Here is a 13,013-nt window from a genome sequence, read left to right as displayed (position 1 = left end):
TTGACAACGGCGAACATTCGGAGGTATCATAACCTTATAATTCCGGTAATGTTACTATGAATTAATGGAATTAGCCTGACAAAGTTGACCAGACCTCTGGAGACTGGCTTTCCCTCGGGAAAGCGCGGTCTCTTTTTTGATTCGAGACGGGAGGAACGAAGATGAGCGAGCAACAGGCATCCACAGAAGGCAACGGTTCGAAGAAATGGCGTTTCGACACGCTGCAGGTGCACGCCGGTCAGCAGCCCGATCCGGTTACCGGAGCGCGGGCGGTGCCGATCTATCAGACGGCCTCGTACGTGTTCAAGAATACGGAGCATGCGCGCTCGGTCATCAACTTCGAGGAATTCGGCCACACTTACACCCGCGTCGGCAATCCGACGAGCGACGCGCTGGAGCAGCGGATCGCCGCGCTCGAGGGCGGCGTCGGGGCGCTGGCCGTGGCGTCGGGTTCGGCCGCAGTCACTTACGCGATCTTTAATCTGGCGGGCTCCGGAGACGAGATCGTCTCGGCGAGCGCGCTGTACGGCGGTACGTACAATCTGTTCGACGTCACTTTGCCGAAGCTGGGAATCACGACGAGGTTCGTCGATTCGGACGATCCGGAGAACTTCAGGCGCGCGATCACGGACAGGACGAAGGCGCTGTTCCTCGAATCGATCGGTAACCCCGGGCTGAACATTCCGGATATCGAGCGTATAGCCGACATTGCGCACGAGAACGGCATCCCTCTCATTGTTGACAATACGTTCGGCACTCCATACCTGATTCGGCCGCTCGAATACGGGGCGGACATCGTCGTGCACTCCGCGACGAAGTTCATCGGCGGACACGGCAATTCGATCGGCGGGCTGATCGTCGACGGGGGCCGATTCGATTGGACGAACGGCAAGTTCCCCGGATTTACCGAGCCGGACAAGAGCTACAACGGACTTGTCTACGTGGAGAAGTTCGCCGAGCTGGCTTTCATCACGAAGGTGCGGGTGCAGTATTTGCGGGACATCGGCGCTTCGATCAGCCCGTTTAACAGCTTCCTGCTGTTGCAGGGACTGGAGACGCTCTCGCTCAGGGTGGAGAAGCATCTGGCCAATACGGCGCGCGTCGTGGAGTACTTGAGCCGGCACCCCGACGTAGCCTGGGTGAATTATCCGACGCTGGAGGGCAGCCCGTATCGGGCGCTGGCGGCCAAATATTTTCCTAAAGGGCCGGGCTCCATTTTCTCGTTCGGTCTGAAGGGCGATCCGGAGACGGCGAACCGATTCATCGACGGCCTGGAGCTGTTCTCCCATCTGGCGAACGTGGCGGACGCGAAGTCGCTCGTGATCCATCCGGGCAGCACGACGCATGCGCAGCTTACGCCGGAGGCGCAGCTCGCGGCGGGAGTGAGGCCGGATCTGATCCGTCTGTCCATCGGCATCGAGGATGCCCAGGATCTGATCGACGATCTGGAGCAGGCGATCCGCAGAGCCGTCGCGGCGGCAGCCGAGCCCAGCGGCGTCTAAGCGAAAGGAGACGCCGTTTCGGAAGGAGGGGGCGCTGAGGAGAAGCGAATCGTTGCGGGACAGAGCGATCATTCATTCGGAAGGATGGAAAGCGGAAATGAAAAATCATTTGGCCAAGAGCAAGTGGATCTTATCGGCTGTCGCCGTCACGATGGCGATCGCCGTCTTGAACGGATGCGGGAAAAACGACAACGAGGCAAGCCCGGCGGCGGTATCCCCGTCTTCGTCGAATGCGGGTTCGGGCGACAAGTCGTTGAAGAAGGTGACGTTCGCCTATGCCGGGGGTACGTGCGAAGCGCCGATCTATACGGCGATCGAGAAGGGCTTTTTCAAGGAAGAGGGGCTCGACGTCGAATTGGTGCAGATGGACTTCGAGACGCTGAAGTCCGGCATCTCTTCCGGCAAAGTAGACGGAACGGTCGGCAACTTCGCCTGGTTCAAGCCGATCGAGCAAGGACTCGACGTCAAGGTGACGGGCGGCCTTCACGCGGGATGCATCCAGTTGGTCGCGCCTAAAGGCAAGGGCATCTCGACCCTGCAAGACTTGAAGGGCAAGAAGATCGGCGTAGACGTCATTGGCGGCGGACCGCAAATTACGCTGTCGATCGCGCTGAAGCAGAATGGAATCGAGCCGACCGACATCGACTGGAGAGCGTATCCTTCCCAGCAGCTGTCGACGGCCGCCGACAAGGGCGATATCGACGCGTTCATCGTATGGGACCCTGCGGCGCAGCAAGCGCTCGACACGGGCAACTTCGTCCGACTGCTCAGCAACGGGCATGACGAGCCGTTCAAATCCGGCTACTGCTGCTACTCCGTTGTAAGCGGAGCCGTCACGAAGAAAGACCCGGAGAAGGCTGCGGCGATCACGCGCGCGCTGTTGAAATCGGCGGAATGGGTCGGCAACAACGCGGCCGAGACGGCTCAGATCGAGACGGACAAGAAGTACGTGCCGGCCGACGCGGCGACGAACGAGAAGCTGCTCAAGTCCTACCACTGGAAGCCGGGCGTGATCAACGCCAAGAAGAACGCGGAGTTCTTCATCAAGGAACAGAAGGCGCAAGGCATTCTCGATGCTTCCACCGACGAGAAGGAACTGCTGGATCGCCTGTTCTTCGAAGCGATTCCGGACTATAACGGCAATTAATACATTTCGGCAATACGGACTGAAGCGCCGGACCCTGAACGGGTCCCGGCCCTTCAGTCGTTTCCATATGAACGGAGGGACGATGATGATCGCGGTCATTAAACCGATTGCGTACGAGAACGCTTCGCCCGAAGCGCGCGCCGAATACGAACGCCAATACCGGATCAACGGCACGGTGACGAACGCGAAGAAGACGCTGCTGCACCATCTGCCTTCGTACCATGCGTACGAGGAGTGGCACAGACTGCGCGAAGCATTGCTTCAATTTATTAGCCATAGGGCGTTTATCGTGTTCTGCTACGCCATTTCCCTGGAAGGGGGCAGCTTGCTGAACTCGACGTACTTCCGCAAGTCGCTCACCGATCGGGGAGAGAATCCCGACGAGCTTCTGCTGGACGACGAGGAATTGGCGCTGGAGCAGTACGGAAGGCATCTGGCGAGCAAGCCGAACGCCGTGCCGAACGCGCTGTTCTCCCATCTGGGCCAGTATTATACGCCCGAGCAGATCGTCGCTCTGACCGCGTTCGGCGGGCAGATGATCGCGACGAACGTATTCAACAGCGCGCTTCGCATCGAACTGGACGAATATTTGCTGCATTTTACGACTTAGGGCGTGTATGCAAACCCGCTCAGAGGCATCTATCACCGCCTTTTCGCCCCCTGCTGCGTCACTTTTGCTTGACGTACCCCCGGTACGCCTTCACAAAAGTTCCTTGCATGGAACGAAAATTCGGCCATATCTGCGATCCTCGGAGTATGCATACACGACCTAGAGGAGGCTGGATTTCATGGGAATTCGACTGAGCATACTGGACCAAACTTTGATTAACAAAGGGGAAGATCCGACGGAGGCGTTCGAGCATACGGTAGAGCTGGCGAGGAAGGCGGAAGCGTGGGGGTACTATAGATTCTGGGTATCGGAGCATCACGATTCCGACCTGGTGGCGGGTTCTTCGCCCGAGGTGCTGATCGCCCATTTGCTGGCCAAGACGGAGCGCATCCGCGTCGGCTCCGGCGGCGTCATGCTGCAGCACTACAGCCCGTACAAGGTAGCCGAGAACTTTAACGTGCTCGCGTCGCTGAACCCCGGCCGGGTCGACCTGGGCATCGGCCGCGCGCCGGGAGGACTGCCGCATTCGATCCGGGCGCTGCAGGCAGGCAAAGCCGATCAGGCGACGCTTCCGGAGAAAATCGCCGAAGTGCTTGCCTACACGCGTGACCGGTTGCCTCTGGATCATCCGCTCGCCGGACTGAAGGCCAGTCCGGTGCCTCGCGTGCCCGCGGACGTGCTGCTTCTCGGGGCGAGCGCATCCAGCGCGGCGACTGCCGCGGAGCTGGGATTGCCTTACGTGTACGCGCTGTTCATCAACAACGACGAAGAGGAGGCGGCGAGGGCGTTCGAGGCTTACCGCTCCGTCTTCCGTTCGGCAGAGGGGAGGGGGCCCGAAGCTTTGCTGGCCGTTCCCGTCATCGTCGCCGACACTGACGAGGAAGCGAGGAGCATCGCCGAGCAATGCCGGATCGTCAAGATCCACCTGAAGAGCGGGCGAACGATCACGGTGGCGACGGTGGAGCATGCGGAGGAATACGGCAGGCAGGCGGAGGAAGAGTATACGATCGACGCCCGGCAAGCTTACGTTGTCCATGGCTCCAAGGAGACCGTGCGCGCGCAGCTGCTGGAGGCGGCGGCCAAATACGGCGTGGAGGAATTTATCGTCATCTCTACGATTCGCGATGCGGCGAAACGGCTGCGTTCCTACGAACTGTTGAAGGAGGCGTTCGCCGAGACGCCGGTCGCGGGGAAAGCCGTTCAGACCCCGTGAGTCAATGCGCTCCGGAGCCCTTCAGGTTCAAGACGACGACGCCCGCGACGATGAGGACGAGGCCGAGCGCCGTCGTCAGGCTGGCCGTCTCTTTCCAGACGACGATGCCGATGACGGCGGTCAAGGCGGTGCCGACGCCCGACCAGATCGCGTAAGCGACGCCCAGCGGAATTTGCTGCAGGCTGAGCGACAGCGAATAGAACGCCAGCGAGAATGCCGCGATCGTAGCGATGCTGGGGTACAGCCTGGAGAAGCCTTCGGACGCTTTGAGCATCGAAGTGCCGAAGAGCTCGCTGACGATGGCGAGCGCAAGGAACAGATAGGCTTTGGTCATCGGAGTTTCTCCTCTCTGTCGTTCGCGATGCCATAGAGCAGCAGTTCGACCGTGCTTGCGAGCGTCTCGCCCAGCGAGCGGTCGCCCTGCCCGGCATCGGCGGCTTCGCGGTCCATTAATCGATAGATCGCGCCTACGTACGCGTTAATGAACAGATCGACGTCGAAGGGGCGCAGCGCGCCTTCTTCGATGCCTTGCCGGATAAGCTGGCGGATATTGTCCCAGCCCTCGTTCATATACTCGTCGATCACGCGCCATTGCGCCGGGTAGGCGTTCTTAAGCTCGTTCAGAAGCCGGGTGTCGCTGAAAGCGAATGATCGGGGCACGATGATCAGCGTCTCGTACAGCTTGCGGAGCAACGGCGTTCCCGCATCCTTCATCACCTCGGCTTCGTGATCCCTCATGCCGGCGATGGACAGCTCGACGAGATCGGCGATGAGCAGCTCTTTGGACGCATAATGCTGGTACAGCGTCTTCGTGCTGATTCCCAACCGGCTCGCAAGCTCTCTTACCGAGAACTTTAAACCTCTCTGCCGAATTTCTTGAACGGCCGCTTCCCGAATTCTGTTTCTCATGGCGTTCTCCCTTCCGCGCCGGATTGCGAGGCCTGAATCAAGGCGGGCAAGAAAAACAACGGATAGAGCAGCAAAAACAGATTAGGCGCCCACCACATCCAATCGAAGTCGGACCGGATCGACCAGAAGGCGATTGCCTGCAGTCCCGAGCAGAAAGTCAGGACGAGGGAGACGATGCACAAGGGGCGCCAAACCGGGTTCCGCGCGCGAAAGTACCTTAGGCTCATCAGACCGGTTGCGGAGATGAGCAGATCCAGCGGCGCGAAGGAGACGTTCCATGCGGCGAGAATCTCGTTGTCGTAGTCTTTGTACCGGTATTCCGGAGGAATGAGTTCCATCCAGATGACGAACCAATAAAGGATAAAACCGATGTCGGTCAGCCACATCATCGCTTTGAGCGTACGGCTCATATCCGGCCTCCATTGTCTCAAGATGAAGAAAACATGGAAAACGTAATGATTTCTTTGTTTTCCAGATTATAAACCGAAGAAGAGTCAAGGTCAATGGGCGGTTGTCACCGGGCGGATGCAGGAAAAAGCCTTCGGACCCCGGGACGTTTTCCCGTAGGCCCGAAGGCGGTGAAGAGGCGTTATTCCGTCTGGGCGAAACGGTTCGGCGGCATCGGCAAGCCGATGTGCTCCCGAAGCGTGCTGCCTTCGTAGTCCTCGCGGAACAGTCCGCGTCGCTGAAGCAGGGGGACGACATGCTCGACGAAGTCCTCCAGGCCGTCCGGCAAGACGGGCGACATCAGCATGAAGCCGTCCGCGGCGCCTTCCGTGAACCAGCGCTCCAGCGTGTCGGCGATCTTGTCCGGCGTGCCGACGAAGCCGTCCCCGCTGAAGGAGCCGGTGAGCAGGGAGTAGACCTGGCGCAGCGTCGGGTTCTCCCGGGCGATGACAAGCTGGTGCTTCTTGTAATCGGACTTGCCCTCGTCGAGCTGGCCGAGTCCGAAATCGTTCGCCCGGTGGTCGAGCGTGTATCCGGTGAAGTCGACGCTCTTGAAGTAGTCCGAGAGAAAGCCGATTCCCGTCTCTTCCGTAATCAGGGATTCGAGCCGCTTCTGCTTCTCGCGCGCTTCCTCCTCGGTCCGCCCGATAATCGGGGAGATGCCCTGCAGCACGTACACGTCGTCGGGGTTTCGGCCCGCTTCGGCGACTTTGGCCTTATAGGAACGGTAGAAGTCTTGCGCATCCTCGATATTGTACTTGATGGAGAAGATGACCTCTCCGACCTTGGCGGAGAAATTCTGTCCGGATTCCGAATTGCCGGCCTGCACGAGCACCGGATGGCCTTGCGGGGAACGGCCGATGTTGAGCGGTCCCTCCACCGAGAAGAAGCGGCCCTGATGACGGATGCGGTGCAGCTTATCGCGGTCGAAGAAGCGTCCGCTCTCTTTGTCCTGGACGAAGGCGTCATCCTCCCATGAGTCCCACAAACCCCGGACGACTTGCAGAAACTCCTCGGCCCGTTCGTATCGGAACGAATGGTCCAGATGCTCCTCGGCGTTGAAGTTGCGGGCGGTATTGCCCGACAAGTCCCTTGTCGTGACGATGTTCCAGCCGACTCTCCCTTTGCTGATATGATCCGCCGACATGAACAGCCGCGCCAGATTAAAAGGTTCGATATACGAAGTGGACGCCGTGGCGACGAGTCCGATCTTCGAGGAGGAGCCGGCCAGCGCGGAGATGAGCGTAATCGGCTCGAAGCGGTTCAGAATGTTCGGGTGGGACTGCTCGTTGATCGCCAGGCTGTCCGCCAGGAAGGCAATGTCGAACTTGCCCCGTTCCGCGGTTTGGACGAGCTTCCGATAATAATCGATATCGTGGCTGGCGTCGATGGGCGCTTGCGGCAGACGCCACGAAGCGACATGCATGCCCGTGCCGACCAGATAGGCGGACAGCTTGATTTGTCTTCTTTGGGTCATCCTCTCTCCACTCCGTTCAATTACAAGTATTTAAATGAGAATAGTGTGAATAAAATGTAACATTTTAGAAAGAGGCGGTCAATGGCCCGGTATCGCGCTGCGAATTTCACTTGACGCTCCCGTCTTGTCGTGCCATAATGTACACGCGTACATTAATTGTTTTCAGACAGGAAGATGACTTTGACGAATCGTAAAGAAGTCGCCAAGCTGGCCGGCGTGTCCGAGGCGACCGTGTCCCGGGTGCTGAACGGAATCGGGCCGATGAAGGAGTCGACCAGAGAGCGGGTGCTGCAGGCGGCCAAGCAGTTGAACTACGAGCTGAACGCGGTGGCGTCGAGCTTCGCGAGAGGGCGAAGCGGCAACCTCGGCGTCGTGCTGCCGCATGTGCCGAAAGTTCACTTGTTCTCGACGTACTACTTTTCCGAGCTGCTTGGAGGCATCGGGGAGGCCGTTCACTCGCGCGGATACGGGCTGCTGCTGCTGTTCAGAGATCCGACCTCCGTATACGACTATGTCTCTCTGTATCGGACGCAGCGCGTGGACGCCTGCATCATTCTCGGCTCCAGCGCCGCCGAAGAGGAGAAGCAAGCCGTCCATCGGCTGGCGGACGAGCGGCTGCCGTTCTGCGTCATGGACCAGAGATTCGACCATCCGCTGCTGAACATCGTAGCCGCGGACCATGAACAGGGGAGCTACGACGCGGTCAAGCATCTTATCGGCAAAGGTTACAGAAGAATCGGTTTTCTCAACGGCGCTCCGCAGTATTCGAACAGCCGCGACAGAATGGCGGGATACCGGAGAGCGCTGCTGGAGGCCGGCATCGCCGAGGACGACACGCTCGTCTACGAGGGCAATTACAGCCGGACGAGCGGCCGGAGGGCGGCAAGCCTGGTGCATCGCGATCTCGGCCGGCTCGACGCGATCTTCGTCGGCAACGACCGGATGGCCATCGGGTTGATGCAGGGACTCAGAGAGCTGGGCTGCAGCCTGCCGGACGATCTGAAGATCGTCGCCTACGACGATTCCGACGCGGCCAGCTTTACGGAGCCTCCGCTGACGACGGTGAGGGTTCCTTTTTACGAGATGGGCAGACTGGCGGCGGACCGCCTGCTGACGCAGCTTGCGGACAAGGATAAGTCCGACGCTCCGGCGGCGCTCATTCGCGAGAAGCTGCCGACCGAGCTCGTCATCCGCAAATCGAGCGGCAACTAATTCAACGGGAGGAAGACGGATGAAAAAGGCATTGATCGTATGGGGAGGCTGGGACGGGCATCAGCCGAAGGAAGTGGCGGAGATTTTCCGCGGCCAGCTGGTTGAGGAAGGCTTCGAGGTCGAGGTGTCGGACACGCTGGAAGCTTTCGCCGACGGGGAGAAGCTGAAGGGGCTGGACCTGATTGTGCCGGTATGGACGATGGGGCGCATCTCCCAGGAATGGGTGAACAACGTGTCTGCGGCCGTGCAGAGCGGAGTCGGACTTGCCGGCTGTCATGGCGGGATGTGCGACGCGTTCCGCGAAAATACGGACTGGCAGTTCATGACCGGGGGACAGTGGATAGCGCACCCGGGCAACGACGGCACGGAGTACACGGTGGAGATCAAGGCGGGCTCCAGTCCGCTGGTCGATGGCATCGAAGATTTCACAGTGTCGACGGAGCAGTATTATCTTCACGTCGATCCGGCGAACGAAGTGCTTGCCACGACGCGTTTTCCGGTGGCGCCGGGGCCGCATTCGCCTAACAAAGCCGTCGATATGCCGGTCGTCTGGACGAAGCGCTGGGGACACGGGCGCGTGTATTACAATTCGCTCGGACATCAAGCGAACATCATGGGAATTCCGGTCGTCAAGGAGCTGATGCGCCGGGGCTTCAACTGGTGCGCGGAGGGCAAAGCCCTCGCTCCGGCGGACGAATCGGCTCAGGCATACACGGGCATGCAGGACAACCAACTTTAATTCCGGGAAAAGAGGAAACCTCGTGGAGAAAATCAAAGTCGGCATTATCGGCACCGGGAACATCAGCGGCATTTATTTTCAGAACGGCAAGAGGTTCGAATCGATGGAAGTCGTCGCTTGCGCCGATCTGGACGTGGAGAGGGCCAAGGCGAGGGCGGCGGAATTCGGCGTCCGCGGCTGTTCGGTCGAGGAATTGCTGGCCGATCCCGACATTCAGATGGTGATCAATCTGACGATTCCGCTCGCGCATGCTTCGGTCTGCTTGCAGGCGCTGGAGGCGGGCAAGCACGTCTACGTGGAGAAGCCGCTGGCGGCAACCCGCGAGGAAGGGCAGCAGGTGCTGGAACTGGCCCGGCGCAAGGGGCTGCTCGTCGGCAGCGCGCCGGATACGTTCCTCGGCGGCGGCATTCAGACCGCAATCAAGCTGATCCGGGACGGATGGATCGGCACTCCGATCGGCGCGACCGCGTTTATGACGAGCGGCGGCCACGAGAGCTGGCATCCCGCGCCTGAATTTTATTACCAAAAGGGCGGCGGACCGATGTTCGACATGGGACCGTACTATTTGACTGCCTTGATCGCGATGCTGGGACCGATCACGCGGGTGACCGGTTCGGCTCGCATCTCGTACCCGGAGAGAACGATTACGAGCCAGCCTAAGTTCGGACAGAAGGTGAAGGTCGAAGTGCCGACGCATGTCGCCGGCATTATGGACTTCGCTTCGGGGCCGATCGGCACGCTGCTGACGAGCTTCGATACGAAGGGCGGCTCCACGCTGCCGCGCATCGAGGTGTACGGGAGCGGCGGCACGCTGCTCGTGCCGGACCCGAACGGTTTCGGGGGTACGGTCAGCATCTGGCGCGCGGGCTCCAAGGAATGGTCGGACATTCCGCTTACGCACGGCAAAGCCGAGAACGCGCGGGGCGTAGGCGCCGCGGATATGGCCCGCGCGATTCAGACGGGACGCAAGCATCGCGCGAGCGGCGAGTTGGCCTTCCACGTGCTGGAAGTGATGCACGGTTTCCATGACGCGTCGGAACAAGGCGCTCACTACATCCTGAAGAGCTCGTGCGACACTCCTGCTCCGCTGCCGCTCGGATTGGCCGATTTCGAATTGGACTGATCCGTTCGGGTTGCGGATGTGGTACAATCGATGCGGAATGAGGGAGGCGGCGAATTCGGCCGCCTCGCTTGCGCATCATGACGCCTTGGCGTGAGAACGGAGACGAGACACCACCAGATGGACAGTAAATGGAAGTATTATGCCGGACTCGTTGCGGTATCCGTAATATGGGGAGCGAACTTCGGCGTTTCCCGGAGCGCGATGGAGACGTTTGACCCGGCGCTGTTTGCCTTTTTGCGGTTCGGCTTGGCCGTTCCGTGTTTTTTTCTGCTGCTGAAATGGAAGGAAGGCAGCGTTGGCCTGCCGTGGAAAGCCGTGCTTCAGCTTGCGGGGATCGGGCTGGTCGGGGTGACCGGCTTGGAGATCGCGGTTATGTATTCGATCAAATACACGACGCTGGCGAACGCGTCCTTGCTGAACGTGGCTCCGTGGCCGATCTTCGCCGCCTTGTTCGCGCCGTTGTTCGTGAAGGAGAGCTTTACCCGACGTCTGGCGGTCGGAGGGGCGGCCGCGATCGTGGGCGTTACCTTCATCATTCTGGGCGGCAAGGAAGGCTTCGACTTGTCTTCCGACCATATGATCGGCAATTTGCTCGCGTTCGGAGTCAGCGTGGTCGGCGCGCTGTTTAACCTGAGCTGCATGTCGCTGATGAAGCGTTATTCTTCCTTGCGCGTAAGCGCCTGGTTTATTCTGTTCGGCAGCTTGTTCATGATTCCGTTTACGCTGGGCGGCTGGGGCAAGGTGGATTGGAGCGGTCTGGGAGCGGGACATTACGCGGCGATCGCTTATAACGTGATCGTCTGCACAGTCGTCGCGTTCGTCGTCTGGAACGCCAGCATGTTCAAGATCGGCGCGGCTCGCGCCAACTTCTTCCGCTACGTCGTGCCCGCGGCGGCCGTCATTGCCGGGCTGCTCTTCTTCGACGAGTCCATCTCGGGCTGGCAGATCGTCGGAGCCGTCTGCATGGCGGCGGGGCTCGTCTGGATCAGCATGGAGAAGAGGCGCGAACCCGCCCCCGTTCTGACCCGCATGGAAACGAGAGAAGGAGTTGTCCCTTGACGGGGGCAACTCCTTCTCTGTCATTTCGCTTCGGTGCCGATTACGGTTACGGACAAGGGATCGACGTATTCTCCTTCTTTAAGCGTCGAGTAATGCAGATGGGGACCGGTGGATTCCCCGGTGCTGCCCATCTGTCCGATCACATCGCCGGACTTCACTTCGTCCCCGGCTTCGACCGCGAGCTTGTCCAGGTGTCGGTATTCGGTGACCCACGCTTCGCCGTGCTCGATCTTCACCGTCAAGCCTTTGGCGGAGTCGTATTCGGACAGCGCGACTTTACCTGCGCCGGCCGCGAAAATATCCGATCCGGCTTTGCCGGCGATGTCGATGCCGTCGTGCAGCGATTTTTCGGACGTTACCGGATGGATGCGGTAGCCGTAGCGCGAGCTGATTTTAGCGTCTTTCGGTATTTTGAGCCGCAATTGGATTTCCTTTGCGCTGTCGTTGTTTGTTTCGGCGGCTTGAGCGGCGGGCTGCGGATTCGTCCGCGGCTCGTTCTTGTCCGCCGCAAGAGCGGACGGCAGCAGTAAAGCTCCGGCCAGAATGAAGATGACGGCCCCGGTATAAGCGGCTTTCTTGCGGCCGGGTTTGTAGTCTCGTATCATCACGATTCTCCTCGCGATCAGTTTTTTGCTTCCGAAGAAACCGACTCCCGATAACGCGATTTTCCGCGCAGCTCCGATTTCCAGCAGCTTGATCATGCAGGACGCATACGCTTCCTTGGAGGTAATGACGTTCAGCACGTTCGCGTCGCAGGCGCTTTCCTGATCGATGCGCATTCTCCTCAGCCCGTACCACGCCAGCGGATTGAACCAATGCGCGGAGACGAGCGAATACGCCAGCAAGTTGACCCAAATGTCCTTCCTTCGGGAATGGGTCAGCTCATGTCTGAAGATGCACTCCCATTCGGCTTCGTCCAGTCGTCCGGCCAAATCCCGCGGAATCAGCACGACCGGGGAGAAAATGCCGAACAGTGCCGGTCCGGACACAAGACGGGTCAGACGAAGCTGTACGGCGGGGCGGATGCCGATGTCCGCGCGGATTCGCGCGAACTGCTCCTCCAGCTCGCGCGGGACGACCAAGCGGGTTTCCCGCCGAAGCGCCCGGGACATGGCGAGATGTCCGGCGAGCGGGAACAGCAGTGCCAGAGCGATGCCGGATAACCATACGAACGCCGCGATTTGCAGAAGAAGGTTGTCTGAAGTCCGACTGAGGCTCGCCGGCTGTGAGGCTGCTTCTCCTCCTTCGAATACGGTTCCGCCGCTTGTCCGCTCTGAAGCTTCCGCTGCTGCGGCGGCCGAGAGGTTTGCGGCGCGAGATTGAATCGCTTCGAAGACCGGCAAGCGTGTTTCCAGCGTATCGGGCACGGGCAGCCATCTCAGCTGGTTTCCTGCGTCCCCGGGCAGCAATGGGATCAGCAGCTTCGCGAGCAGCAGGAACCACAGGGCGTACTTCCAGCCCGGGGACAACGTCTTGCGACACAGCCGCAGCGTCCCTGCGATCAACAGTACGAGGACGGCGGCTTCCAACGAGCCGACGAGCGCTTGCCCGAACATTCGGATCGCAAGCTCCATC

At 60.0% G+C, this 13,013-nt stretch carries 13 protein-coding genes; 8 read left to right on the top strand and 5 right to left on the bottom strand.

What is annotated here, in order from left to right; all coding sequences use genetic code 11:
- Window positions 1-161: 161 nt before the first annotated feature.
- The 4 genes from B0G52_RS04215 to B0G52_RS04200 all read left to right on the top strand — a co-directional run bounded on the left by B0G52_RS04215 (window position 162) and on the right by B0G52_RS04200 (window position 4,472).
- Window positions 162-1,502 carry an O-acetylhomoserine aminocarboxypropyltransferase/cysteine synthase family protein gene (locus tag B0G52_RS04215; protein ID WP_094042261.1) on the top strand — a complete coding sequence of 447 codons (1,341 nt, stop codon included), beginning with the start codon at window positions 162-164 and terminating at the stop codon, window positions 1,500-1,502.
- A gap of 97 nt (window positions 1,503-1,599) precedes the next feature.
- Complete coding sequence (locus B0G52_RS04210) at window positions 1,600-2,649, top strand: ABC transporter substrate-binding protein (protein WP_143762515.1); 1,050 nt, start codon at window positions 1,600-1,602, stop codon at window positions 2,647-2,649.
- 85 nt (window positions 2,650-2,734) lie between these two features.
- The gene (locus B0G52_RS04205; RefSeq protein WP_094042259.1) at window positions 2,735-3,259 is read left to right on the top strand and encodes a carboxymuconolactone decarboxylase family protein; all 525 of its coding nucleotides are present in this window, start codon (window positions 2,735-2,737) and stop codon (window positions 3,257-3,259) included.
- A 178-nt stretch (window positions 3,260-3,437) separates the two neighbouring features.
- Window positions 3,438-4,472 (top strand): LLM class flavin-dependent oxidoreductase, encoded by a 1,035-nt coding sequence (locus B0G52_RS04200; protein WP_094042258.1) that lies wholly within the window; start codon window positions 3,438-3,440, stop codon window positions 4,470-4,472.
- Window position 4,473: 1 nt separating this feature from the next.
- Here B0G52_RS04200 and B0G52_RS04195 read toward each other — a convergent pair whose 3' ends face one another.
- The 4 genes from B0G52_RS04195 to B0G52_RS04180 form a co-directional block, all read right to left on the bottom strand.
- A complete protein-coding gene (locus tag B0G52_RS04195) occupies window positions 4,474-4,806 on the bottom strand; it encodes a DMT family transporter (protein WP_094042257.1) in 333 nt (110 codons plus the stop codon).
- Window positions 4,803-5,381, bottom strand: coding sequence for a TetR/AcrR family transcriptional regulator (locus B0G52_RS04190; protein ID WP_094042256.1), 579 nt, complete (start codon window positions 5,379-5,381; stop codon window positions 4,803-4,805). The genes B0G52_RS04195 and B0G52_RS04190 overlap by 4 nt, the downstream gene beginning before the upstream one ends.
- Entirely contained in the window at window positions 5,378-5,791 is a 414-nt protein-coding gene (locus tag B0G52_RS04185) for a DUF5360 family protein (protein WP_094042255.1), read from the bottom strand. The genes B0G52_RS04190 and B0G52_RS04185 overlap by 4 nt, the downstream gene beginning before the upstream one ends.
- Before the next feature lie 179 nt (window positions 5,792-5,970).
- A complete protein-coding gene (locus tag B0G52_RS04180) occupies window positions 5,971-7,305 on the bottom strand; it encodes an LLM class flavin-dependent oxidoreductase (protein ID WP_094042254.1) in 1,335 nt (444 codons plus the stop codon).
- A 174-nt stretch (window positions 7,306-7,479) separates the two neighbouring features.
- Here B0G52_RS04180 and B0G52_RS04175 point away from each other — a divergent pair, with 174 nt between their 5' ends.
- The 4 genes from B0G52_RS04175 to B0G52_RS04160 all read left to right on the top strand — a co-directional run bounded on the left by B0G52_RS04175 (window position 7,480) and on the right by B0G52_RS04160 (window position 11,438).
- Window positions 7,480-8,517: a LacI family DNA-binding transcriptional regulator gene (locus B0G52_RS04175; protein WP_094042253.1), complete on the top strand. Its 1,038-nt coding sequence runs from the start codon at window positions 7,480-7,482 to the stop codon at window positions 8,515-8,517.
- A 19-nt stretch (window positions 8,518-8,536) separates the two neighbouring features.
- The gene (locus B0G52_RS04170; protein WP_094042252.1) at window positions 8,537-9,256 is read left to right on the top strand and encodes a ThuA domain-containing protein; all 720 of its coding nucleotides are present in this window, start codon (window positions 8,537-8,539) and stop codon (window positions 9,254-9,256) included.
- Window positions 9,257-9,278: 22 nt separating this feature from the next.
- A complete protein-coding gene (locus B0G52_RS04165; protein WP_094042251.1) occupies window positions 9,279-10,379 on the top strand; it encodes a Gfo/Idh/MocA family protein in 1,101 nt (366 codons plus the stop codon).
- Window positions 10,380-10,496: 117 nt separating this feature from the next.
- Window positions 10,497-11,438: a DMT family transporter gene (locus tag B0G52_RS04160; protein WP_094042250.1), complete on the top strand. Its 942-nt coding sequence runs from the start codon at window positions 10,497-10,499 to the stop codon at window positions 11,436-11,438.
- A 20-nt stretch (window positions 11,439-11,458) separates the two neighbouring features.
- Here B0G52_RS04160 and B0G52_RS04155 read toward each other — a convergent pair whose 3' ends face one another.
- Window positions 11,459-13,012, bottom strand: a complete 1,554-nt coding sequence (locus B0G52_RS04155) for a M23/M56 family metallopeptidase (protein ID WP_158223576.1) — start codon at window positions 13,010-13,012, stop codon at window positions 11,459-11,461.
- Between the last annotated feature and the right edge of the window lies 1 nt (window position 13,013).

The organism is Cohnella sp. SGD-V74, from assembly GCF_003001675.1.
GTDB lineage: Bacteria > Bacillota > Bacilli > Paenibacillales > Paenibacillaceae > Cohnella.
The sequence above is the reverse complement of the archived record's forward strand: the minus strand, read 5'-3'. Positions and strand labels throughout refer to the sequence as shown.